Genomic DNA, 21,888 nt, shown 5'->3' on the forward strand with positions numbered 1-21,888 from the left:
CGCGCGCACGCCGGCCTGCCCGGGCCTACCGACGCGGAACGACGAAGTCGCTGTCGTACGACAGCGACTTCGTCGTTCCGCAGCGCGTGCACCCGTCGCGCACGCGGGACAGCGACGCCCACGCGGCCCCTCCACCGCGCTTCCGGGAACCGCGGGTACGGTCGTCCGCATGGCACTCGAGGTCCGGAACGACACCGAACAGCAGCAGTACTCCCTCGTCGACGACGGTGAGGTGATCGGCTTCGCCGCGTACGAGACCGACGACGACGAGATCCGCTTCGTGCACACCGAGGTGGACCCGGCACACCGCGGCGGTGGGCACGCCTCCATCCTCGTGCAGCAGGCGCTCGACGACGTCCGCGCAGGGTCCACACTCCGCGTCGTGCCCCAGTGCAGCTACGTCGCCGCGTGGATCGAGCGGCACCCGGACTACCAGGAGCTCACGACGCGCTGACGTCGCCGCTCAGTACGAGCGGTCGTGCGTACCCGCACGCGCTTCGTGCCGGCCGCCACCCCGCACCGCCGGCACCTTGATGAGCACGCTCCCGCTGAGCAGGTCGTGGTCGTCGTCGGCGGGCGTCGGCGCTTCCCGCGGGAGGCGCGACTGCCGTTCGTACTCGGCCTGCGTCTCGTGGCGGGTCGGGGCGAAGACCTCGTCCATCATCGAGATGACACCGCCGGAACCCCCACTGCTGGTCGACTTGTTCGACAGGTCGATCCACCCCAGGCGATCGGCGATCCACGTCACGACGACCGCAGCGGCCACCGCCCCCAGGAGGATCAACCAGTTCACGCAAGCGAGGCTACGTGGCGCTCCGGGTCGCCGAATCAGCCGCGCGGGTGATTCTCATGATCCACATGTGTGGTTCATGGGGAGGACACCCACACTGGGTCCGCGGCGGTCGGGGTACCCCCCTCCCCCGGCCGCCGACCAACGCTTGCCGGTACCACAGAACCGCCGACGGCCCCCGGCCGCCGAGCAACGTCCGACGCAGCGCGCAAGCGCGGGCGCCCGCGACTCACGGGACCCGCTCGAGCCACTCCCTCGTGGCGAACTTCGACGCGACGAGCTCCTGCGCCCGCGCCCGCTCCGCGTCCGTGACGTGCCCCGGCGTCGCGCCGTAGCGCTTCGTGAACGTGCCGATCAGCGACTCGATGATCGCCGCGCGGGACAACCCGGTCTGCGACCGCAGCGGGTCGACGCGCTTCGCCGCCGAGGTGGTCCCCTTGTCGCTCATCTTCTCGCGGCCGATCCGGAGGACCTCGACCATCTTCGCGCCGTCCATGTCGTAGCTCATGGTGGCGTGGTGGAGCAGCGCTCCGGTGCCGAGGCGCTTCTGTGCGGCGCCGCCGATCTTGCCCTTGGTCGAGGTGATGTCGTTGAGCGGCTGGTAGTACGCGTCGATGCCGAGGGACTTCAGCGCCTCGATCACCCACTCGTCGAGGTACGCGTACGAGTCCGCGAACGTCATGCCCTGCACGAGGTCCGTCGGCACGTACAGCGAGTAGGAGATGATCGCGCCGGCGTCCATGAACATCGCGCCGCCGCCGGAGATCCGCCGGACGACCTCGACGCCGTACTTCGCAGCGCCCTCCGGGTCGACCTCGTTCTTGAGGGACTGGAACGACCCGATGACGACCGCGGGCTGGTCCCACTCCCAGATGCGCAGGGTCGGCCCGCGGCGGCCGGCGCCGACCTCTTCGGTGAGGACCTGGTCGAGCGCGAGGTGCTCGTTGGGGCTGATCGGTCCCTCGTGGATGATCTGCCAGTCGTAGTCGTTCCAGGCCGATGCACGCGACAGGGCACGGCGGACGGCGACCCCGACGGACTCGGGCGTGAAGCCGAGCAGCACGGCGTCCTGCGGCAGTGCGGCGCGGACGGCAGCGGCGACCCCGGCGGCGTCCGTGGTGGCGGGCAGGCCGTTCACGGCGGCGTCGATCAGCGGGAGCGCGTCGTCCGGTTCGAGGAAGAAGTCACCCGCCAGCCGGAACTCCTGGATGGTGTCGTCGACCACTTCGAGGTCGACGACGACGAGCTTGCCACCTGGGACCTTGTACTCACCGTGCACGGTCCGAGCCTACGCCGCGACGGACGGGAGGCTCGTGGCGGCGCCGCCACGGGCCTCCCGTCCGATGCCACGCACCGTCAGTGCCCGACGACCCGTCCCAGCCACCCCACCAGGTCCGCGACCACCTCGTCGCGGTTCGTCTCGTTGTAGACCTCGTGCCGCGCCCCCTCGTACACACGGACGGTCACGTCCGACAGCCCGCCGCGCCCCCGGTACGCCCGCGCAAGCCGCTCCACCGATCGGGGACCACCGAGCGTGTCGTCGGAGCCGACCTGCAGCAGCATCGGGACGTCGTGCGGGATCCCCCGCCGCGGTACACCGAGCAGCCGGACGGCGTCGGGGAGCCCGAACAGGCTGATCACGTTCGCCTCGACGACGAGCGGGTCGACCGACATGGCCTCCACCACGGCGCGGTCGCGGCTGAGCCACTCGAACCGCGTCGGCCCGGTCGCCGCGTGCCGCTTGTTGAGGTCGCCGCTGTTCATGAACCCGGGAAGTCGGTAGGCGCTGGCCGACAGGACGACGCCGTCGTAGGCCTCGCTCGAGGTGTTCACGATCCGCTGCGCCATCAGCGACCCCCACGACTGCCCGAACAGCACCAGCGGCACGCCGGGGGTCTCGTCCCGGGCGATCGCGGTCATCCGCTCGACGGCCGCGATCGCCGCCCGGAGCCCGCCGGGCCCGAGCTTGCCGAGCTTGGCGTGGTCGCCGTCCCACTGCCCGAGGCCGGTCCGCCCGTGGCCGCGGTGGTCGTTGGCGACGACGGTGTACCCGGCGCGGACGAGGTCCTGCGCGAGCCGTTCGTAGCGCAGCGCGTACTCACCGACGCCGTGCGCGATCTGCACGATCCCCTTCGGCCGGCCGGCGCGCCAGGTGGAGTAGACGATCTCGACGCCGTGCGCGTCGACGAACGAGGAGTCGCCGCGAGCAGCTGAGAAGGTGGGCACGGAAGCATCCTCGCAGACCACGCGCCTGCGAGGATCGGAGCGTGACCGAACACCGCATCGACGCCTCCCTCGAGTCCGCCATCGACGTCTTCACCGCCCAGCGCGCGCCCGTGCTCCGCGTCGGACCCGGCGACACCGTGACGGTCCGCACCCTGAGCGCCGCCGGCTACACCGAACGACAGCAGCAGCCCGGGGTCGACGTCCCGACGCTCCTCGACCCGCGCCGCGGCCACTGCCTGGTCGGCCCGGTCGCCGTCGCGGGTGCCCGTCCGGGCCAGGTCCTCGCCGTGCGGTTCGACGCGCTGGTCCCCGACGACTGGGGTTACACCGGCGCGGGCGGCGTCGACACCCCGGTGAACCGCGCGCTCGGGCTCGCCGACCCGACCTCCCGTGGGCCGCTCCTCTGGGAGATCGACCCGGAGCGGGGCGTCGCACGGAACCAGCTCGGCCTCGGGGTCCGCACCGCGCCGTTCCTCGGCGTCGTCGGTCTGCCGCCGGAGCCGTCCGGGGAGCACTCGACCATCCCACCGCGTGCGATCGGCGGCGGCAACATCGACTGCCGCGAGCTCGTCGTCGGCTCGACGCTGTACCTCCCGGTGACGGTGCCCGACGCGCTGCCGTTCGTCGGCGACGGGCACGCGGCGCAGGGCGACGGCGAGGTGTCCGGCACCGCGATCGAGTGCGGCATGACCACGACGATGACGCTCTCCCTGCTGGACACGGCTCCGGTCGAGGGCGTGCACGCGGACACCCCCGCCGGGCGCATCACGTTCGGGTTCGACGCGGACCTCAACACCGCGACGACGACCGCGCTCGACCGGATGGTCTCCTGGATCGCCGGCGAGCACGGCATCGGTCGCGCCGAGGCACTCGCGATGGCCAGCGTCGCCGTGAGCATGCGCGTCACCCAGGTCGCGAACCGGACGTGGGGCGTGCACGCACTGCTCCCCCACGGCGCGATCCTCGCCTGACGAACGCGCGGACGCGGTGGCTCCCGACGCGCGTTCCTTCCCATTGCGCCCGCCCTGGGAAGGCGAATCGCGCGTGGTGGGTGCGAACTTCCGACCTCCCACGCGCGATTCGACCACCCACGCACGTTGGCACCGGCGGCTGGGCGATCGACGCGGGCACAGCACTGGACGGGAGGCCGTGCTCACGCTCCCGGAGTCGGGAACGTGAGCACGGCCTCCCGTCCGACGCGCGTGGTGCACGTTCCTTCCCATCGCGCTCACGCTGGAAAGGCGAATCGCGCGTACGCAGTCGGAACTCCCGACTGCCTACGCGCGATTCGAGCGCCGACGCGGGAAAGGACACCCCCGCGGCGGCACCGCCTCAGTGGGCGGAGTAGCCGCCGTCCACCAGGTGGTAGCTGCCCGAGATGAACGAGGCCTTGTCGCTCAGCAGGAACAGCACGAGCGCAGCGACCTCGGCATCGGTCCCGAGACGCTTCGCAGCGTGCTCGGACTCCAGCGCGGAGAGCTCCTCGGCGGACAGCGACGCGCGGACCAGGGGCGTGTCGATGAAGCCGGGGCCGACCGCGTTGGTGCGGACACCCTGCGCGGTGTACTCGAGCGCCGCGACCTTGGTGAGGCCGACGAGCGCGTGCTTGGACGCGACGTACGCGGCGTTCTGCGCGATGCCGACCGAGCCGAGGACGGACGCCATGTTCACGATGGCGCCACCGCCGGCCGAGAGGATCGCCGGGATCTCGTAGCGGAGCCCGTAGAAGACGCCGTCGAGGTCGACCGCGCGGACGCGGTCCCACGCGGCGATGTCGTACTCGCCGATCGGCTGCGGGGCGGCGCCGATGCCGGCGTTGTTCACCGCGAGGTGCAGCGCGCCGTAGGTGTCGACCGCGAACTGCACGGCCCGCTCGTTGTCGGCGGCGACGGCCGAGTTCGCCTCGAACGCGACCGCGGTGCCGCCCGCTTCCTCGATCGACGCGACGACGCGCTGGGCGCCGTCGAGCTTGATGTCGGTGACGACGACCTTCGCGCCCGCGGTGGCGAGCTCCTTCGCGATGGCCTCACCGATGCCGCTGCCGCCACCGGTGACGATGGCGACCTTGCCCTCGAACTCGGACATTGTGTGCTTCTTCCTACTCGTTGATCGGCAACACGTGTTGTCTACGATCCAGAACCATACACCCGCATGGACAATTCCCGTCGGCAACAAGTTCGTTCGCTGAACTAATTTGCTAGGCTAACGATCATGACCATGTCCGACACCACGGAACGCGCCGCACCGCACCCGTCGCTCAGCACGGACTTCCGCGTCGCCGTCAACCGGCTGTCCCGGACGCTCCGCGCGCAGAAGGCCGACTCGAGCGTCAGCGACGCGATGTTCTCCGCGCTGGCACGGGTTCACCGCGACGGCCCGATGACCCTCGCCGAGCTGAGCCGGAGCGACGGGGTCACCCCGCCGTCGATGACGAAGACCGTCGCAGCGCTCATCGAGCGCGGCCTGGTGTCGAAGGGCATGCACGGCGACGACCGCCGCAAGGTCCTCATCGGCGCGACCCCGGCCGGAGCCGACTTCGTGGTCGAGACCCGTCGTCGCCGCGACGACTGGCTCTCCCCGAGACTCGCCGCGCTCACGCCCGCCGAACGACGCGTCCTCACCGACGCCACCGAGATCATGAGGAGGCTGGCCCACCAGTGACGGCCATGTTCCGGTCCCTGTCGGGACGCAACTACCGCATCTGGTTCGCAGGTGCCCTGGTGTCGAACGTCGGCACCTGGATGCAGCGGACCGCGCAGGACTGGATCGTCCTGACGCAGCTGACCCACAACGACGCGATCGCCGTCGGCACCACGATGGCCCTGCAGTTCGGACCACAGCTCGTCCTGCTCCCCTGGACAGGCCTCGTCGCCGACCGCTTCGACCGGCGCCGCACGCTGATGCTCACCCAGGCACTCATGGGCCTGCTCGGGCTGGGGCTCGGCATCATGGTCGTCACGAACACCGCGACGCTGCTGTCCCTCTACGGCTTCGCGCTGGCACTCGGTGTCGTCGCCGCGTTCGACACCCCCGTCCGGCAGGCGTTCGTCTCCGACGTGGTCACCGGCGAACACGTCGCGAACGCCGTCGCGCTGAACTCCGCGTCGTTCAACGCCGCGCGGCTCATCGGCCCCGCGGTCGCCGGCGTGCTCATCGCCGCGATCGGGTCCGGGTGGGTGTTCATCATCAACGCCGCATCGTTCGCGGCCGTCCTCTGCGCGCTGCGGTTCGTCGACCCGGAGCAGCTCGCCGACCGGGTCCGAGCCAAACGCGGCAAGGGCCAGGTCGTCGCGGGCTTCAAGTACGTGCGCACCCGGCCCGACATCATCGTCGTGCTCTGCATGATCTTCGTCGTCGGGACGTTCGGCGTGAACTTCCCGATCTTCACCTCGACGATGGCGCGGGTGGAGTTCCACAAGGGCGCCGGCGAGTTCGGCCTGCTCAACTCGGTGATGGCGATCGGATCGGTGCTCGGCGCCCTGCTCTCGGCCCGCCGCGAGCGTCCCCGGATGCGCCTGCTCGTCATCGCCAGTGCCGGGTTCGGCCTGGCGTGCACCGCTGCGGCGTTCGCTCCGACCTACTGGACGTTCGCGATCGTCCTGATGTTCGTCGGCCTCGCGTCGCTGACCTTCATGACGACGGCGAACGCCCTCGTCCAGACCACGACCGCCCCGGCGATGCGCGGCCGCGTGATGGCGCTCTACATGGCGATCTTCGCGGGCGGCACCCCCATCGGCGCCCCGATCGTCGGCGCCATCGCGGACGCCGCCGGCCCCCGCTGGGCGATCGGCGTCGGTGCGGCCTCGGGTTTCGTCGCACTCGCCATCGCCCTGGTCTGGCTGGTCCGGCACGAGCACTTCCGCGTGCGGTACGACGCCGACAACCTCCTGCACATGGCGGTGACGCACTCGATCCCGGTCGTCGGGACCAGCGCGTCGCGTGCGGCGGTCCGGCACGACCTGGAGCGCGACGAGGCGGTGGCGGACCGGTCCAGCGCGGTCTGAGACGTCGCGTCGCGTCCAGGCGCCGGACGGGAGGCTCGGTGCCAGCCCGCGCCGAGCCTCCCGGCCGGTGGGTGGTGACGGTCAGTGCGTCGATTCGGCTCAGTGCGTCGGTTCGGCTCAGTGCGTCGGTTCGGCTCAGTGCGTCGGTTCGGCGACCGCGAAGACGCGTTCGTCGAGCGCGCCGGCCACGCGCTCCGCGAGCGCGGCCAGCCGCTGGCCCGCTGCGCGGGCCGCCTCGACGGCGTCGGCCGGCGGGATCGACTGCAGCGCACGCCGGGCATCCCGGAGTGCATCGAGCTCGTCGGTGACCACGGTCGGGGCCACGTCCGCGAGGCACTCCTCCGCGCGCAGGGTGAGGAACAGCATCGACCGCGGACTCCGGTCGTCGAGGAGCAGGAACGCCGCCGCCTCCGAAGCGGGGGCACCGGGACGGGACTCGCGCTGGAACGCCTCGCCCGCGCCGCATGCCCGGAGCGCCGTGCTCCACGACGCCACCGAGGTCGGATCGAGCAGGTCCGACGCGAGCAACCGTGCCGTGGCGGCGCAGCGTGCGAGGGACCGGCCGAGCGTGAAGAACTCCCACACCTCGTCCCGGCTGGCATCGCCCTCGACGACCCCGATCGCGAGGGCGCTGCGCTCCCGGACCCACCCGAGGAACTCGTGCTCCCGACCCGCGGCGATCTTCCGCGGCATCCGGGACCTGGTCACGTTGAGGCAGTCCCAGAGCTCGGTCGACACGACGTCCCGGGCACGGCGGGCATCGTCACGGGCGACGGCGACCGCGCCGGCGATGGATGCCGGTTCGTGCCGGTCGAGCGCCAGGGACTCGAGCGTGGCGGCACGGTCGAACACCGTCGACGGCCGCACGGGTGCTCCGGCGACGGTCCGGAGCTCGCGGGCGGTCAGGCGCTCCCCCGGTCCCGCGGCGGCCTCCGGACGGGCGAGGTACACGTCGAGGAGCCGCGCGATCACGTCGGCGCGTTCGACCGATGCCCCCACGCGGAACACGCTCCCGGCGAGTCGGCTCAGCACCGCGGCTCCTGCATGTCGGAAACCTACTGACCTCGGATTGCAGCGGTGTTTCCGGGCCGCGTCACCGGTGTTGCGTGGTGCGCGGGCCGGGTGCGGCGGCTGGTGCGTGCGCGGCGGCTGGTGCGTGCGCGGCGGCGGTGGCGGGGGTGGATGCGGCGGCGGATGCGAGCGATGCGACAAGCTGCGGAGTTCTGCGCCGCGCATCCCCCGGGTCCTTGTCGCTCGATGCGTGCTCATCGTGGCGAGCGACAACGCGCACACGAATGCGCGGCGCGAAGTCCGGGGCGGTGTCGCTTCCGCCGCCGAACCGCACCAGGAGCGTCGACCGCGCGAGCGTAGCCTGGGGCGATGACCGAGACGCGTCCGCACGAGCCCGAGGACGACATGCCCCTCGCCGAGCTCGACGCACGGGCCCGCGCCGACGCCGCACTCCGTCGTATCCGGGACGGCGGCGATCCCGCGCGTGAGGCCTTCGACCTCGCGAACACCATGAACGACGAAGCCGTCGGACGGCTCGGTGCAGCTCTCCGGCGGTGGCTCCGCCGCTAGCTAGCCCTGCGCCCGGTCCGGCTGGCCGTGGTCGGCCTGGAATGCCGTGCCGACCGCGGCGATGTCGTCCCCGCCGTGACCTGCCGCGCTCGCGTCGGCGTAGACCCGGCCGAGCGCGTCGAGCAGGGTCGTCGACACCCCGGCGGAGCGGGCCGCGTCGGTGATCAGGCCGATGTCCTTCCGGAGTCCGTCGAGCGCGAACTGCGCCGGGAACTCGCCCTTGAGCAGGGACTCGCCCTTCGTGTGGGCGTACGCGGAGTCACTCGCGGAGCCGTCGATCGCCTCCAGGAACAGCGCCGGGTCGATCCCGAGCGCCTGCGCGATCGCGAGCGACTGTCCGGTCGCCGCGGTGATCGACGCGATCCAGGCGTTGGCGGCGAGCTTCAGCGCTGTCGCCTGCCCGACCTGGTCGCCCGCGCGGACGGTCTTCACGCCGATCGCGTCGAGCACCGGGTCGATGCGGTCGAGCGTCTCGGCCGGTCCTGCGGCGAGCATCGTCAGCTTGCCCTGCTCCGCGGGGGCTTTCGTGCCGAGCATCATCGCCTCGACGAGGGTGATGCCGTACTTCGCGGCGATCTGCACCACGGTCTCGGTGCCGGCGACCCCGACCGTGGAGCTCTGCACCCACACCGCGTCCTCTGGAGCTTCTCCGGCTGCCTGCTCGAGGATGTCGACCACGGCGTCGGTGTCGAACAGGGTCAGCAGCACGACCTCGGCGTCCGCGACGGCGGCACCCGGGTCGTCCGCGACGGTCGCGCCGTGCTCTGCCAGCGGCAGCGCCCGGTCACGACTCCGGTTCCAGACCGTGACGTCGTGTCCCTCGCGGAGCAGCGACTGCGCCACTCCGGCTCCCATCGCCCCTGTACCCAGCACCGTCACGCGCACCTTGTGTCTCCGTCCCGCCGCGCGGCACGGTGCCGCCGGCACCTCGGACGGTACGCCCGGGGCACGCGGCGCCGGTCAGCTGGGTCGGGCACGGCACGCTGCGCGCTCGGCGGCCGGAGTGGTGCGCGGAAGCGACAGTGGTCGCCGGCATCGCTCGTGACCTCTGTCGCTTTCCGGGACCACTCCGGCGGAGGGCCGGCGCGGGTCGGGCGGCGGGCGGCGGCGGGGCGGGGCGGGTCAGAGCAGGCCGCGGGCGCCGAGCCAGGTCGCGGGGTCGACGGGACGGCCGCCGATGATGACCTCGAAGTGCAGGTGTGCCCCCGTCGAGACCCCGGTGCTGCCGACGGCACCCAGCCGCTCCCCCGCGACGAGGGGTTGGCCGACGCGGACGTCGATCTGCGACAGGTGCCCGTACCGGGTCTGCGTGCCGTCGCCGTGCTGCACGAGGACCTGCTGGCCGTACCCGCCGGAGACACCCGCCGAGACGACCCGTCCGGGCATCGCGGACACGACCACCGTCCCGAGCGGCGCGGCGAAGTCGAGGCCCTGGTGGTTCGTCGAGCACGCCCCGCACCCGCGGACCCACCGCGCGCCGAAGCCGCCGGCGACCGGGATCGACCCGGCGACCGGACGGGAGGCAGGACCGGCGGTCGTGCCGACGGTCGTGCCAGCGGGTGCGGCAGCCGCACCCGCACGTCCGACCGAGAAGCCGTCCCGGGCGGTCGGGAGGCTCGCGGCGGCGGGCACGGTGAACTCCTGCATGTCGAACGCGAGCACGCCGACGTCGACGGTGCTCGCACTCGCCGGCTGTGGCGTGGCGACGGTGACGAAGAGACACGCGGCCACGGCGGTCGCGGTGACCGGGATCGCGCGGGCCGACTGCACCGCTCCGCCGAGGGCACGGAGCGGGGTCGTGACCATGCGGACGACGAGTGCGCCCGCGGCGAGGAGGTCGGGACGCGCGGAGCGTACCGGGCGGCAGCTGCGACGGCCGCGACGGCTCGGGAGGCTCGGGGGCGCGACCCGCGGGGAGGCGGGTTCCCGGGAGGCGGGTTCCCGGGAGGCGGGTCCAGGGGCAGTGGGTCCAGGTGAAGTGGGTCCAGGTGAAGTGGGTTCCGGGGTGGCGGGAGGGGACACCGTCACCCCGGAAGACTGGGGAATGCGGGCAGCGGCAGCGGCTGCTGCGCGGTTCGCGGCGTCCCGGGCGGCACCACGCGGGCGCACCGGGAGCCCGGGGTTCGTCGTCATCGGGCAGCTGTACGCGGTCAGGCGCGCACGACGCCGTCGGCCGTGATCCGGTCGAGCTCGGCGACGACGGCGTCGACGACCGCGCGGGTGATCGCGTCGGCGACCGCTTCGACGAGGCCGAGCTGGTCGGCGCGGACGGCGTGCTCGTGTGCGAGGGCCGAACCGACACGGGCGGGGATCTCGTCGATGGCCGCGACGAGTGCGGCGGGGACGAACATCGACTGCGCCGACGGGACCGGAGCGGTCATCGGCGAGGTCGGAGCCGGGGTGAACGTCGCACGGGCCACGGCCGGTACGCCGTCGTGGTCACGGGCGACGGAGTCGAAGAGCGGGGTGGAGGACATGCTGCTGACCTTCCGATCACGTGCGAGGAGACCGGGTCGATTCGGACGACCCGGGTGTGCGCTGTGCACTCCGCACATCCTGCCAGCAATATTTCACATGTGCAATAGTCTACGGTCAGTCGGGTTCGACGGCCTCGATCGGGTCGTCCCGGTGCAGCACCCGGCGGACCCGCTCGACGATCGTGGCCGCCGGCGGGTTGTTGTAGGCGTTCGCCGGCTCCTGGCCGCTCATCGCCTGGATCGCGGCCATCACGGCGTCGGTCGCGTGCCGGCGGGCGCGACCGGACGACGCCTCGCCGTAGGTGGAGAGGTCGAGCGGCTTGCCGAACTCGATCGTGACGCGGGCGAGCTTCGGGATCCGGGAGCCGACGGGCTGCACGTCCTCGGTGCCGCGCAGGGCGACGGGGACGACCGGAGCGCCGCTCGTCAGTGCGAGCCACGCCACGCCCGTCCGACCGCGGTAGATCCGGCCGTCGAGGGACCGCGTGCCCTCGGGGTAGATCGCGAAGGCCTCACCCTCCTGCAGGCGTGCGAGTCCGAGGTCGAGGGCGTGCTGCGCAGCGGCACCCGCGCCCCGCTCGACGCCGATCGCGCCGATGCCGCCGAAGAACGCCCGGGACACGGCACCCCGGAAGCCCTTGCCGGTGAAGTACTCCTGCTTGGCGAGGAAGGACACCTTCCGCGGCGCCATGATCGTGATCGCCGGAGAGTCGATGAAGGACCGGTGGTTGCTCGCGAGGATCACGGGTCCACGCTTCGGGACGTTCTTCCGTCCGATGATCTTCGGCCGCCAGACGACCCGAGCGAGCGGCGCCACCACGGCACGTCCGAGCACGGTGGCGAACATCGATGAACCGGACACCTGCTGCCTCCTCGGGGCGGGAGGTACCGAGTGTAGCCACGGGTCGGACGGGTACATGCCGCGATCGGCATGAACCAGCGGGTCAGTCGGCGGCGGCCACCACGTCGAGCACGGCGCGGCCGTACGACTCGAGCTTCGCGGCGCCGACGCCGGAGATCTCGGCGAGCTGGTCGACGTCGGAGGGACGCACGGCAGCGATGCCCCGGAGGGTGGCGTCGTTGAAGACCACGTACGCCGGGACCCCTTGCTCGCGGGCCTGACCGGCACGCCAGGCCCGGAGCGCCTCGAACAGCCCGAGCGCTTCCTGCGGCATGTCCGACACGACCTGTCGACGGGAGCGGCTGGCGCGCGGGGCCTTCACCGGGTCGCGGCGCATGAGCACCTGGACCCGCCCGGCCAGCACCTCGGCGCTCGACTGGCTGAGCACGAGCGTGCCGTACCCGTCGCTCGACACGGTCGCGTAGCCCTGCGCCAGGACCTGCCGGGCGACGGTGCGCCATTCGCCCTCGGACAGGTCGGCGCCGATGCCGAACGTGGCGAGGGACTCGTGCTGGAGCTCCTGCACTCGCGGCGACGCCTTGCCGACGAGGATGTCCACGAGGTGCGCGACACCGTAGCGCTGCCCGCGTTCCCGGTCGAGCCGGACGATCGTCGACAGGAGCTTCTGCGCGGGCACGGTGCCGTCCCACGACTCCGGCGGCGCGATGCAGGTGTCGCAGTTGCCGCACGCCGTGGATTCCTGGCCGAAGTACGCGAGCAGCCGGACCCGGCGGCACTCGATCGTCTCGCAGAGCGCGAGCATGGCGTCGAGGTGCGCGCTCAGCTGGCGGCGGTGTGCGGCGTCGCCTTCCGACTGGTCGATCATCCGGCGCTGCTGCACGACGTCGTTCAGGCCGTACGCGAGCCACGCGGTCGAGGGTGCTCCGTCACGCCCCGCACGACCGGTCTCCTGGTAGTAGCCCTCCACCGACTTCGGGAGGTCGAGGTGCGCCACGAAGCGGACGTCGGGCTTGTCGATGCCCATGCCGAACGCGATCGTGGCAACCATCACGATGCCGTCTTCGCGCAGGAACTGCGACTGGTTCCGCTCACGCACCCGCACGTCGAGTCCCGCGTGGTACGGCAGCGCCGGGATGCCCTGGTCGACGAGCGCCGCGGCCGTGCGCTCGACGGAGTTGCGGGACAGGCAGTACACGATGCCCGCGTCGCCCTTGTGCTCCGTCCGGATGAACGTCAGGAGCTGCTGCAGCGCACCGGTCTTCGGTTCGATGCGGTACTGGATGTTCGGCCGGTCGAAGTCCGCGACGAAGTGTGCGGCGTCGTCGAGGCCGAGGCGGGCGGAGATCTCCCGGTGGGTCTGCGGTGTCGCCGTGGCGGTCAGCGCGATGCGGGGCACCGTCGGCCAGCGCTCGTGCAGGACGCTCAGCTCGAGGTAGTCCGGGCGGAAGTCGTGCCCCCACTGCGCCACACAGTGGGCTTCGTCGATGGCGAAGAGCGCGATGCGCGCCCGGTCGAGCAGCGCGCGGGTGTTCTCGTGCCGGAGCCGTTCGGGAGCGAGGTAGAGCATGTCGACCTCACCCTGCACGACGGCACGCTCGACCCGAGCACGCTCGTCCGGCCCCTGCGTGGAGTTGAGGAACGCCGCACGGACCCCGTTCGCCGCGAGGGCGTCCACCTGGTCCTGCATGAGGGCGATGAGCGGCGACACCACGACTCCGACGCCGTCACGGACGAGCGCGGGCACCTGGTAGCAGAGCGACTTGCCGCCACCGGTCGGCATCAGGACGAGGGCGTCCCCGCCGCTGACGACGCGGTCGATGATCGCGGCCTGTTCGCCACGGAAGTCGTCGTAGCCCCAGACCCGGTGCAGCACGTCGAGCGCGGCCGCGCGCGACGGGGTGACGGCCGCAGCGGCCTCGGTGGTGCTCATCCGCCCAGCCTACGGGCGACCAGCGACACCACCGGCGTTGTCCACAGCGTCTGCCGGACCAGCCCCGACCGGACCAGCACCGGCCGGAGCAGCCGCACCCACGGCACCGGACCCGGCCACCCCCTCGGAGCGAGCCGGCGAGTCGAGCCAGCCCGAGCCTCCCGGTCGGGTCCAGCGCTTGCCGCCCGCCCAGGCCGGCACCGGACCACGGAACCGGGGTGCCTCGGCACCCGGGAACGCGCGGTCCAGCTTCCGCCACCACGCGAGGAGCTCGACCATGCCCCAGTACGCCAGCGAGGTGGCCAGCGTCAGCAGCCAGCCGCCGATCGAGCCGTTCGAGGAGTCGAGGTCGACCTTGGACCACCCCGGCGCCTGCAGCACGAAGATCATGATGTTGTTGAAGGCGTGCTGGAGCACGGTCGCCTCGAGCCCACCGGTCCGGAGCACGATGATGGCCGCGACCAGGCCGAACGACCCGACGTCGAGGATCCCCCACACGTTGTAGCCGTTCGGGATGTGCAGCAGCGCGAACACCACCGTCGACACGGCCACCGCGACGACCGTCCCGACGATCCGCCACGGGATCCAGGCGCCGATCGTCTGCATCAGGAAGCCGCGGAAGATGTACTCCTCGGCTGCGCCCTGGAACGGCACGAGCAGGACGACGAGCACGATCGTCGTCGTCAGGGTGCCGAGCGACACCGTCGACTGGCCGATCTCCGCCGTGTTCCAGGCGAAACCGCCGGCGAACGTGAACGTGCCGGCGGCCTGGAAGACGAACATGACCGCAGCGATCACCAGCGTCGGCAGTACGCACCACGCGGCCCAGCGCCAGCGGACCCGGAACCGCACCGACGACAGCGTGTTCGCCGGGCCGATCCGCGCGATCTTCACCGCGAGCAGGATCCCCGGCAGCAGCACCACGAGCGACACCAGCGACAGGCTCAGGATGATCGGGTCCGTGGGGTCGAGCGCGGAGTCCTGCAGACTGCGCTCCAGGTCGAGCAGCCCGTCCGGTCCCTGCGTCGCACCGATCGGCACGAAGTACGCCACGGTGATGAGGACCTGCGACACCAGGTACCACCCGGCGAGGAACGCGAGGGCGACGAGCGGACGCCACCAGCGCCAGCGGCCGTCGACGCGGAAGAGACGGTGGTAGGGAACGCTCACGCAGCGCAGGCTACCGGGCGGGGCAGGATGGGACCCGTGCTCACCGTCCTGCTCGGCCTCAGTGGCGCGCTCGTCTACGGGTTCGCGGACTTCCTCGGCGGACTGGCGTCCCGGCGCGTCCGACCGGTGACCGTGGCCGCGATCGGTGCGGCCGTCGGGATCGCGCCGCTGCTCGTCGGACTCGTCGTGGTCGGTGGGCGGTTCTCCTGGTCCGCGACCGTGTGGGGTGCGCTCGGCGGGCTGTCCGGTGCCGTCGGCGTGCTGCTGCTCTACGCGGCGCTCGCGATCGGGCCGATGAGCGTGCTCTCACCGCTCACCGCCGTCTTCGCCGCCGTCGTGCCCGTGCTCGTCGCGGTGCTCCGCGGGACCGTCCTCTCCCCCGTGGCCGTCGGCGCACTCGTCGTCGCCGTGGTCGCGGTGGTGCTCGTCGCCTCCGTCCCGGACCCCGGCGGAGCGCGGCTCACGACGCGCGGGGTGGTCGCGGCAGCGGTCGCCGGATGCGGGTTCGGCGGGATCGTGCTCGCGTTCAACGAGACACCCGCCGACTCCGGCGTCGCACCGCTGGTGGTGGCGCGGGTGCTGCAGGCGGTGCTGCTCGGCGCGGCGGCCCTGGTGTGGACGCGGGTCGCGTCTGCCACGTCGGTCACGTCTGTTCGGTCGGGAGGCTCGGCAGACTCCGCCCCGCCGGCGCCGGCGGGTGCGGTTCCCGGCCCCGGGGCCGCGGGGGCGCCCGTCCGCCGGATCGCGCTCGTGATCGTCGCGTGCGGGGTGCTCGACGCGCTGGCGAACGTGTTCATCCAGGCCGGGCTGCACTCGAGCACGGACCCGTCGACGCTCCCGGTGATGAGCGTGCTCAACGCGCTGTACCCGATCGGCACGGTGGTGCTGGCGGGTGTGGTGCTCCGCGAGCGGCTCACCGTGCTCCAGGCCGTGGGCATCGGGCTGGCGCTCGTGGCGTCGGTGGCACTCGCCCTGGCGTGACCGGCGGCGGCGCGCGGGTCAGGCGTCGGGGATGAGGCGCTTGCCGAGCGACACCGTGCGGTCGTCCGCGTAGCCGAGGGACTCGTAGAACCCGATCACGCGCTCGTTGCCCGCACGCACCTGCAGGTTGAGCTTCGGGCAGCCGAGGTCCGCGAGCAGCCGCTCGAACTCCGTCATGAACGCCCGCCCGAGCCCGGAGCCCTGCAGGTCCGGCCGCACCGCGAGGTAGTTCACCCAGCCCCGGTGCCCGTCGAAGCCGGCCATCCCGGCACCGACCACCACGCCGTCGTCGTCGGCGTCGACCGCCACCAGGAACAACTCGGGCTGCACGGTCAGCTTCCGCGCGATGTCCTTCCGCGGGTCGTTCCACGGACGGACCAGGCCGCAGGACTCCCAGAGCGCGACGACGGCTTCGGTGTCGGCCGGGACGAAACGGCGGATGACGTGCTGCATCACTCCACGGTAACGGTGCTGTGGAGGAGCACGTCACCGCGCCGTCGCCGTGGTCTGATAGACCTGGGCGTCGTCCACCGCGACGCTCACCACCGGACCAGGAGCCACGTGACCGCCCAGGAGACCCTCCCGCAGCGCCCGAGTGCGCGCGGTCAGCGGCCCCGCCAGACCGTCGGCGGCGCGATCGTGTCGCTCATCGCCGAGCTCCTCATCATCGCGGGTGCCCTCACCGGGCTCTACGTGCTGTGGACGGCATGGTGGACCGACGTCGTCGCGGTCACCGGGCAGACGGCGCTCGTGCAGGACCTCGGGCAGCAGAAGACCGGCTCCGGCACGGGCACCGAGCACCGGGGCACGGCGCCCGTCCTCGCGGAGCCGCCGAACGTCACCGACGTCTTCGGCACGATGCAGATCCCCCGCTTCGGCACCGACTACGACCGCCCCATCGGTGAGGGCACCGACCGTGAGGAGGTGCTCAACACCATCGGCCTCGGGCACTACCAGGACACCGCGATGCCCGGCGCTCCCGGCAACTTCGCCGTTGCCGGGCACCGCGTCACCTACGGCAAGCCGCTCAACCAGATCGCCGAGCTGAAGACCGGCGACGCGATCGTCGTCCGGGTGACCGACAAGAAGACCGACTTCGACGTCTGGTACGTCTACGACGTCACCGACAGCCAGATCGTCACCCCCGACCACGTCGAGACGATCGCACCGGTGCCGAACAAGCCCGGTGTCGCACCGACCGCGAGCGACCGCTGGCTGACCCTCACCGCGTGCCACCCGATGTGGTCCGCCAAGGAGCGGTACGTCACGCACGCGAAACTCGACTACTGGATGCCCGCGTCCGAGGGCACCCCGAAGGAACTCTCGGAGACCGCCAAGTGATCTTCCCGTTCGTCTGGCGGATCCTGCCGGGTCCCACCGCGCTCAAGGTGCTCGAGCTGGTCGTGCTCCTCGCCGCGATCGTCTTCGTGCTGTTCACGTGGGTGTTCCCGTGGGTCGCCGCGGACATCCTGCCGCCGCCCGACGGCACCGTGGACACCTCGGCGACCCCGACGCCCTGACGTCCTGACGTCCTGACGTCGACGCTGGCCCCGACGCCGCCCGCGGCCGCGGCCGGTGCGGCCTGGTCCCCGGATCAGACGGTCGTGGTCACCCGCGAACCGCCTCCGGGCACCCGCCGCACCGCGATCCGCTCCGGGATGCGCTGCTTGAGCTCCTCGACGTGGCTGACGATGCCGACCTGACGCCCACCCGCCGTCAGCCGTGCGAGCTGCCCGATGACGTCGTCGAGGGTCTCCGGGTCGAGCGTGCCGAACCCTTCGTCGACGAACAGGGTGCCGAGCGAGACCCCGCCGGCTTCGGCCTGGACGACGTCGGCGAGCCCGAGGGCGAGGCACAGCGAGAACGTGAAGGTCTCACCGCCCGACAGGCTCCTCGGGTCACGCGTGGTGTCGGTCGTGTGGTCGCGCACGGCGAGCGCCAGGCCGGTGCGGCGTGCCCGGACGCCGGATTCTCGTTCGTCCGAGGTCTCGAGCGTGAAGCGTCCGCCGAGCATCGACCGGAGCCGGTCGTTGGCGGCGGCGACGACGTCCTCGAAGCGGCGCATCAGCACGTAGGTGCCGAGGGTGATGCCGGTCGGGTTGTGTCCCGGCGCCCCGGCGGCGATGTCGGCGAGCCGGACGACGGCACGGCTCCGCGCCGAGGTGGACTCACGTGCCGTGACCGCTCGGGTGACCTCGGTGGCGCAGCGCTCGGTCGCGCCGGCCCGGTCCTCGGCGGTGACCGCGGCTCGGGTGGCGGCTTCGAGCACGGCAGCGGTGCGGGCCTTCTCCGTTCGGGCACCGTCGAGGTCGAGTGCCTCGGCATCGTCGGCGGCGGCGACCACGGGCGGTTCGGCGAGTCCGGCGTCGACGACGGCACGCTCGCGGTCGGCGTCGTCGACGTCGTGACGGAGCCTGGTCGTCTCCGCCGCGTCGAGCTGCGCAGCGCGTGCTGCCGCGACGTCCGGGAAGTCCTGGTCGGCGACGACGCGAGCGACCTCCGTCGCCCGCTCGTCCGCGACGGCGGTGGCAGCGCGGGCTCGTTCCTCGGCGTCGACCACGGCACCGAGCTCGGCGACGCGGCGGTCGAGCGCGGCGACGGCCCCCGCCAGGTCGTCGGGAGCGGCAGGTTCGTCGGGCGCAGCGGGCGCGGTGGGCACAGCGGGCGCGGCGGGCGCTGTGGACAGCGAGTCCAGCGCCGCCCGGACGAGGTCGGTGTCCTGGTCGAGTCGCTGCGCGTCGGCGGCGCTCGTCGCGAGGAGCACCTGGCGCCGGGCGTCGACGTCGTTGCGCTCCCGCTCGAGCGCCCGCGTCGTGTCGTCGTGTGCAGCGCGCTCCCGCTCGCGCTCCGCGACGGTCGTGGCCGCCGCCCGTGCCGCGCGGAGTCGCGCGGTGGCTTCGGTGTCACGACGGTCGATGTCCACGACGGAGACCGATCCGACGACGGTGGCGAGACGGTCCTGCTCCGCACGCTCGAGCGCGAGGTCGGTCGCCGCATCGGCGAGCACGCTGTCGGCGCGCCGTGCTGCTGCTGCCGCTTCGCCGATCTGCGCCGGGGTCGGGTGGTCGTCCTGCGGCGTCGCGACGGCCGGGTGCTCCACCGCGCCGCACACCGGGCACGGATCGCCGGGCGTCAGGGCGGCCCCGAGTTCCCCGGCGAGCCCCGCGATCCGCCGTTCACGGAGGTGCTGTTCGGCGGCCAGCGCTGCCGTGGCGGCTGCGCGGGCAACGCCGACCGCGGCTTCGGCGTCGGTGACCCGCGCGCGGACGGCGTCGAGCTCGGCGGCGGTCCGTCGGAGGTCCTGCACGGCGTCGACTGCTCGCTGGGCGGCGTCGGCGTCCCCGGCGGCTTCGGCTGCGGCACGCGCTGCTTCGACGATGCGCGCACGTTCGGCCGGTCGGCGTTCGAGCGCGGCGTCGAGTTCGGCGAGCTGCTCGCGGAGTCGTTCCGCGTCCGCGACCGCGGTGTCGACCGCCGAACGGCGTCCGGGCAGCGACTCGGCGACGGGCACGAGGTGCCGGACGGCTCCGACTGCCTCGGCGAGCCGGTCCCGCACGCCCGCGGTGCCACCCGTGGTGTCGCCCGTGGTGTCCGTGTCGTGCACGCCGTGCCGCTCGCGCAGGGCGTCCCGCTCCTGCTCGGCCCGGGTGGCACGGGCCCGGGCCGCGTCGAGCCCGTCGGCGACCGCGGCGACCCGGGCGGCACGCTCCGCGAGGGCCAGACGCGCCCGCGCGGCGGCGACGGCGACGGCCCGGTCGTCGAGTGCGACGGCACGGCGGAGCAGTGCCGCCCGGCGCTCGAGCGCGGCGAGCCGGAGCACGACGGCCTGCTCGTGGTCGGCTGCGAGCTGCGCCGCGGCCGTGGCGTCGGAACGGGCGTGCGCGGCCGCGTCGGCCACCGTGCGGAGTTCGGTGACGACCGCGGGGACGTCCGGCTCGTCGGCGGCGGAGCGCCCCGATGCCTCGGCGAAGCGCGCGAGGGCGTCGCGGACACGGGCGTCCGCGGCGTCCACCTCGGCCGCGGCCGCACGGCGGCGGGCGGCGAGCTCATCGGCGGTGCGGTCGTAGATCTCGGTGCCGAACAGGGACTGCAGGAGCTTCCGGCGGTCTTCACCCGGGGACTTCAGGAACCGCGCGAACTCGCCCTGCGGGAGCACCACGGTCTGCAGGAACTGGGCACGGTCGAGGCCGACGATGCGCGCGATCTCCGCACCGACTTCCTGCGCGCGGGCCGATATCGGTTCACCCGCCGGGTCTGCCGGGTCCGCGAGCCGGGAGAGCTGCGCCGACGACTGCTGCTTGACGGTGCCGGTGCCCCGCTGCTTCGGGCGGTCGTACTGGGGCGTGCGACGGACACGGAACACCCCGGCCCCGGTCTCGAAGACGAGCTCCACGAAGGGTTCGACCGCGGGGTCGGCGTGCTGGCTGTGCAGGCGGTCGTTGCTGGCGTCGGAGCCCGCGAGCCCGCCGTACAGCGCGAAGACGACGGCATCGATGATGGTCGACTTGCCGGACCCGGTCGGCCCTTCGAGCAGGAAGACCCCGGACGCGGCGAGCGCGGCGAAGTCGATCGTGACGAGGTCCGGGTAGGGGCCGATGGCGCGGAGTTCGAGGTGGTGCAGGTACATCAGCGTGCGGCCCCGTCCTGTTCGGAGAGCGCGGCGGCAGCGGCTTCGTACGCTTCGCGGAGGACGACGAGTTCGTCGGCCGAGGGTGCGCCGCCGGTGGCGAACGTCACGAAGTCGGCAGCCACCTCGACCGGGTCGGACGTGGCGGTGACCGCACGACCGGCGGTCCGGGCCGGGGCGTCGGCGGGTTCGTGGGTGATGGCGAGGGCGTGCGGGAAGCGGTCCTTGACGCGGGCGTACATCCGCTCCGGGTGCACCGGGTCCGTCACGGCGACCCGCACCCAGGACTCGGCGTGCCGGGCGAACTCCCCCGACTCGATGGCGTCGATGCCGGCGCGGACGTCGACGAGGGGCCGTGGCACCGGCGTCGGCAGCAGCTCGACGCTGACCGCACCGGTGGCGTCGAGGTCCACCAGGGTCACCGACTTCGTGTGGTTCCGCTCGCCGAAGGAGAACGCGAGCGGTGACCCGGCGTACCGGATGCGCTCGGAGTCGCCGACGCGCTGCGGCCCGTGCAGGTGCCCGAGCGCGACGTAGTCGATGCCGGCGAACGCCGACTCGGCGACCCTGTCGACGCCGCCGACCCGGATGTCCTGCTCGCTGTCGCTCGGTTCCGCGCCGCCGACGAAGGCGTGCGCGACGACGACGCTGCGCGTGCCCGGCCGGTCGGCGAGGTCGGTGCGGACGCGGTCCATCGCGGCGCCGACGACGGCCTGGTGTGACCGGGCGAGCGGCTCGTCCGGCACGGCGGCGAGCGCGTACCGCACCATGTCGGGCTGCAGGTAGGGGATGCCGTAGACGGCGACCGGACCATCAGGGTCGTCGACGAGCACGGGGTCGCCGACGCGGGTCGGTTCGGCGAGGATCCGGACGCGCTGGTTCATGACGCCGGAGCCGAACCCGAGCCGGGCGGCGGAGTCGTGGTTGCCCGGGGTGACGACGACCGTGGCGACGGCGGCGAGCCGTTCGAGCACGGTGGAGAGCATCCGGACGGCGTCGACCGGCGGGATGGCGCGGTCGTAGACGTCACCGGCGATGACCACGAGGTCGACGGAGCGCTGCACGACGACCCCCACGAGGTGGTCGAGGAACGCGGCCTGGTGCTCGAGCAGATCGGCACCGAGCAGGGTGCGGCCCAGGTGCCAGTCGCCGGTGTGCAGGATGCGCATGTCCGTCACGGTAGTGCCGCCCACGGACATCCCCGGACACCGCGCCCCGACCTGTGGACAACCCGGCCGAG

22 protein-coding genes are annotated in these 21,888 nt (G+C 72.7%); 8 read left to right on the forward strand and 14 right to left on the reverse strand.

Annotation, left to right across the window (positions count from 1 at the left end):
- Positions 1-169: 169 nt before the first annotated feature.
- The gene (locus EDF24_RS13215) at positions 170-454 is read left to right on the forward strand and encodes a GNAT family N-acetyltransferase (protein ID WP_123654358.1); all 285 of its coding nucleotides are present in this window, start codon (positions 170-172) and stop codon (positions 452-454) included.
- Positions 455-463: 9 nt separating this feature from the next.
- On the opposite strand, the gene EDF24_RS13220 is transcribed toward EDF24_RS13215, so the two are convergent.
- From EDF24_RS13220 to EDF24_RS13230, 3 genes are all read right to left on the reverse strand, one after another.
- Positions 464-793 carry a hypothetical protein gene (locus tag EDF24_RS13220; RefSeq protein WP_123703379.1) on the reverse strand — a complete coding sequence of 110 codons (330 nt, stop codon included), beginning with the start codon at positions 791-793 and terminating at the stop codon, positions 464-466.
- Between the two features lie 226 nt (positions 794-1,019).
- Positions 1,020-2,069 carry a biotin/lipoate A/B protein ligase family protein gene (locus EDF24_RS13225; protein WP_123654360.1) on the reverse strand — a complete coding sequence of 350 codons (1,050 nt, stop codon included), beginning with the start codon at positions 2,067-2,069 and terminating at the stop codon, positions 1,020-1,022.
- Between the two features lie 77 nt (positions 2,070-2,146).
- A complete protein-coding gene (locus EDF24_RS13230; protein ID WP_123654361.1) occupies positions 2,147-3,016 on the reverse strand; it encodes an alpha/beta fold hydrolase in 870 nt (289 codons plus the stop codon).
- 41 nt (positions 3,017-3,057) lie between these two features.
- Between EDF24_RS13230 and EDF24_RS13235 the strand changes: the two genes are divergently transcribed.
- Positions 3,058-3,987: an acetamidase/formamidase family protein gene (locus tag EDF24_RS13235; protein WP_123703381.1), complete on the forward strand. Its 930-nt coding sequence runs from the start codon at positions 3,058-3,060 to the stop codon at positions 3,985-3,987.
- A 361-nt stretch (positions 3,988-4,348) separates the two neighbouring features.
- Here EDF24_RS13235 and EDF24_RS13240 read toward each other — a convergent pair whose 3' ends face one another.
- Complete coding sequence (locus EDF24_RS13240) at positions 4,349-5,101, reverse strand: SDR family NAD(P)-dependent oxidoreductase (RefSeq protein WP_123703383.1); 753 nt, start codon at positions 5,099-5,101, stop codon at positions 4,349-4,351.
- A gap of 126 nt (positions 5,102-5,227) precedes the next feature.
- Between EDF24_RS13240 and EDF24_RS13245 the strand changes: the two genes are divergently transcribed.
- Both EDF24_RS13245 and EDF24_RS13250 read left to right on the forward strand, forming a co-directional pair.
- On the forward strand, positions 5,228-5,677 hold the full coding sequence (locus EDF24_RS13245) for a MarR family winged helix-turn-helix transcriptional regulator (RefSeq protein ID WP_123703385.1): 450 nt from the start codon (positions 5,228-5,230) through the stop codon (positions 5,675-5,677).
- Positions 5,674-7,020 carry an MFS transporter gene (locus tag EDF24_RS13250; protein ID WP_123654365.1) on the forward strand — a complete coding sequence of 449 codons (1,347 nt, stop codon included), beginning with the start codon at positions 5,674-5,676 and terminating at the stop codon, positions 7,018-7,020. Before EDF24_RS13245 ends, EDF24_RS13250 begins: the two co-directional genes overlap by 4 nt.
- Positions 7,021-7,155: 135 nt before the next feature.
- Here the strand turns inward: EDF24_RS13250 and EDF24_RS13255 are convergent, their stop codons facing one another.
- Positions 7,156-8,052, reverse strand: coding sequence for an alpha-E domain-containing protein (locus tag EDF24_RS13255; protein ID WP_185021663.1), 897 nt, complete (start codon positions 8,050-8,052; stop codon positions 7,156-7,158).
- Between the two features lie 348 nt (positions 8,053-8,400).
- Here EDF24_RS13255 and EDF24_RS13260 point away from each other — a divergent pair, with 348 nt between their 5' ends.
- Positions 8,401-8,601 (forward strand): hypothetical protein, encoded by a 201-nt coding sequence (locus EDF24_RS13260; RefSeq protein ID WP_123654367.1) that lies wholly within the window; start codon positions 8,401-8,403, stop codon positions 8,599-8,601.
- On the opposite strand, the gene EDF24_RS13265 is transcribed toward EDF24_RS13260, so the two are convergent.
- From EDF24_RS13265 to EDF24_RS13290, 6 genes are all read right to left on the reverse strand, one after another.
- Positions 8,602-9,528, reverse strand: coding sequence for an NAD(P)-dependent oxidoreductase (locus EDF24_RS13265; RefSeq protein WP_311316809.1), 927 nt, complete (start codon positions 9,526-9,528; stop codon positions 8,602-8,604).
- A gap of 195 nt (positions 9,529-9,723) precedes the next feature.
- Entirely contained in the window at positions 9,724-10,407 is a 684-nt protein-coding gene (locus tag EDF24_RS13270) for a M23 family metallopeptidase (protein WP_123654369.1), read from the reverse strand.
- A 344-nt stretch (positions 10,408-10,751) separates the two neighbouring features.
- Complete coding sequence (locus tag EDF24_RS13275; protein ID WP_123654370.1) at positions 10,752-11,078, reverse strand: hypothetical protein; 327 nt, start codon at positions 11,076-11,078, stop codon at positions 10,752-10,754.
- A gap of 115 nt (positions 11,079-11,193) precedes the next feature.
- The gene (locus EDF24_RS13280; protein ID WP_123654371.1) at positions 11,194-11,925 is read right to left on the reverse strand and encodes a 1-acyl-sn-glycerol-3-phosphate acyltransferase; all 732 of its coding nucleotides are present in this window, start codon (positions 11,923-11,925) and stop codon (positions 11,194-11,196) included.
- 97 nt (positions 11,926-12,022) lie between these two features.
- The gene (recQ, locus tag EDF24_RS13285) at positions 12,023-13,870 is read right to left on the reverse strand and encodes a DNA helicase RecQ (protein ID WP_123703389.1); all 1,848 of its coding nucleotides are present in this window, start codon (positions 13,868-13,870) and stop codon (positions 12,023-12,025) included.
- Between the two features lie 9 nt (positions 13,871-13,879).
- Entirely contained in the window at positions 13,880-15,040 is a 1,161-nt protein-coding gene (locus EDF24_RS13290) for a CPBP family intramembrane glutamic endopeptidase (RefSeq protein ID WP_123703391.1), read from the reverse strand.
- A gap of 36 nt (positions 15,041-15,076) precedes the next feature.
- Between EDF24_RS13290 and EDF24_RS13295 the strand changes: the two genes are divergently transcribed.
- Positions 15,077-16,021, forward strand: a complete 945-nt coding sequence (locus EDF24_RS13295) for an EamA family transporter (RefSeq protein ID WP_123703393.1) — start codon at positions 15,077-15,079, stop codon at positions 16,019-16,021.
- A gap of 18 nt (positions 16,022-16,039) precedes the next feature.
- On the opposite strand, the gene EDF24_RS13300 is transcribed toward EDF24_RS13295, so the two are convergent.
- Complete coding sequence (locus tag EDF24_RS13300; protein ID WP_123703395.1) at positions 16,040-16,474, reverse strand: GNAT family acetyltransferase; 435 nt, start codon at positions 16,472-16,474, stop codon at positions 16,040-16,042.
- 108 nt (positions 16,475-16,582) lie between these two features.
- Between EDF24_RS13300 and EDF24_RS13305 the strand changes: the two genes are divergently transcribed.
- Together EDF24_RS13305 and EDF24_RS13310 are read left to right on the forward strand one after the other, a co-directional pair.
- Positions 16,583-17,362, forward strand: a complete 780-nt coding sequence (locus EDF24_RS13305; RefSeq protein WP_123703397.1) for a class E sortase — start codon at positions 16,583-16,585, stop codon at positions 17,360-17,362.
- Entirely contained in the window at positions 17,359-17,541 is a 183-nt protein-coding gene (locus EDF24_RS13310; RefSeq protein WP_243698322.1) for a hypothetical protein, read from the forward strand. Before EDF24_RS13305 ends, EDF24_RS13310 begins: the two co-directional genes overlap by 4 nt.
- A 74-nt stretch (positions 17,542-17,615) precedes the next feature.
- Here EDF24_RS13310 and EDF24_RS13315 read toward each other — a convergent pair whose 3' ends face one another.
- Positions 17,616-20,648: an AAA family ATPase gene (locus EDF24_RS13315; RefSeq protein ID WP_123703399.1), complete on the reverse strand. Its 3,033-nt coding sequence runs from the start codon at positions 20,646-20,648 to the stop codon at positions 17,616-17,618.
- On the reverse strand, positions 20,648-21,817 hold the full coding sequence (locus EDF24_RS13320) for an exonuclease SbcCD subunit D (protein WP_123703401.1): 1,170 nt from the start codon (positions 21,815-21,817) through the stop codon (positions 20,648-20,650). The genes EDF24_RS13315 and EDF24_RS13320 overlap by 1 nt, the downstream gene beginning before the upstream one ends.
- Positions 21,818-21,888: the final 71 nt, after the last annotated feature.

This window comes from Curtobacterium sp. PhB130 (assembly GCF_003755165.1).
Taxonomy (GTDB): Bacteria; Actinomycetota; Actinomycetes; order Actinomycetales; family Microbacteriaceae; genus Curtobacterium.

Excerpts from the sequence above, each read along its gene's own strand:
- EDF24_RS13240 (WP_123703383.1), bottom strand. The coding sequence starts at position 5,101 with ATGTCCGAGTTCGAGGGCAAGGTCGCCATCGTCACCGGTGGCGGCAGC.
- EDF24_RS13260 (WP_123654367.1), top strand. The coding sequence starts at position 8,401 with ATGACCGAGACGCGTCCGCACGAGCCCGAGGACGACATGCCCCTCGCC.
- EDF24_RS13280 (WP_123654371.1), bottom strand. The coding sequence starts at position 11,925 with ATGTTCGCCACCGTGCTCGGACGTGCCGTGGTGGCGCCGCTCGCTCGG.
- EDF24_RS13215 (WP_123654358.1), top strand. The coding sequence starts at position 170 with ATGGCACTCGAGGTCCGGAACGACACCGAACAGCAGCAGTACTCCCTC.
- EDF24_RS13315 (WP_123703399.1), bottom strand. The coding sequence starts at position 20,648 with ATGTACCTGCACCACCTCGAACTCCGCGCCATCGGCCCCTACCCGGAC.
- EDF24_RS13300 (WP_123703395.1), bottom strand. The coding sequence starts at position 16,474 with ATGCAGCACGTCATCCGCCGTTTCGTCCCGGCCGACACCGAAGCCGTC.
- EDF24_RS13275 (WP_123654370.1), bottom strand. The coding sequence starts at position 11,078 with ATGTCCTCCACCCCGCTCTTCGACTCCGTCGCCCGTGACCACGACGGC.
- EDF24_RS13320 (WP_123703401.1), bottom strand. The coding sequence starts at position 21,817 with ATGCGCATCCTGCACACCGGCGACTGGCACCTGGGCCGCACCCTGCTC.
- EDF24_RS13270 (WP_123654369.1), bottom strand. The coding sequence starts at position 10,407 with ATGGTCACGACCCCGCTCCGTGCCCTCGGCGGAGCGGTGCAGTCGGCC.
- recQ (WP_123703389.1), bottom strand. The coding sequence starts at position 13,870 with ATGAGCACCACCGAGGCCGCTGCGGCCGTCACCCCGTCGCGCGCGGCC.
- EDF24_RS13245 (WP_123703385.1), top strand. The coding sequence starts at position 5,228 with ATGACCATGTCCGACACCACGGAACGCGCCGCACCGCACCCGTCGCTC.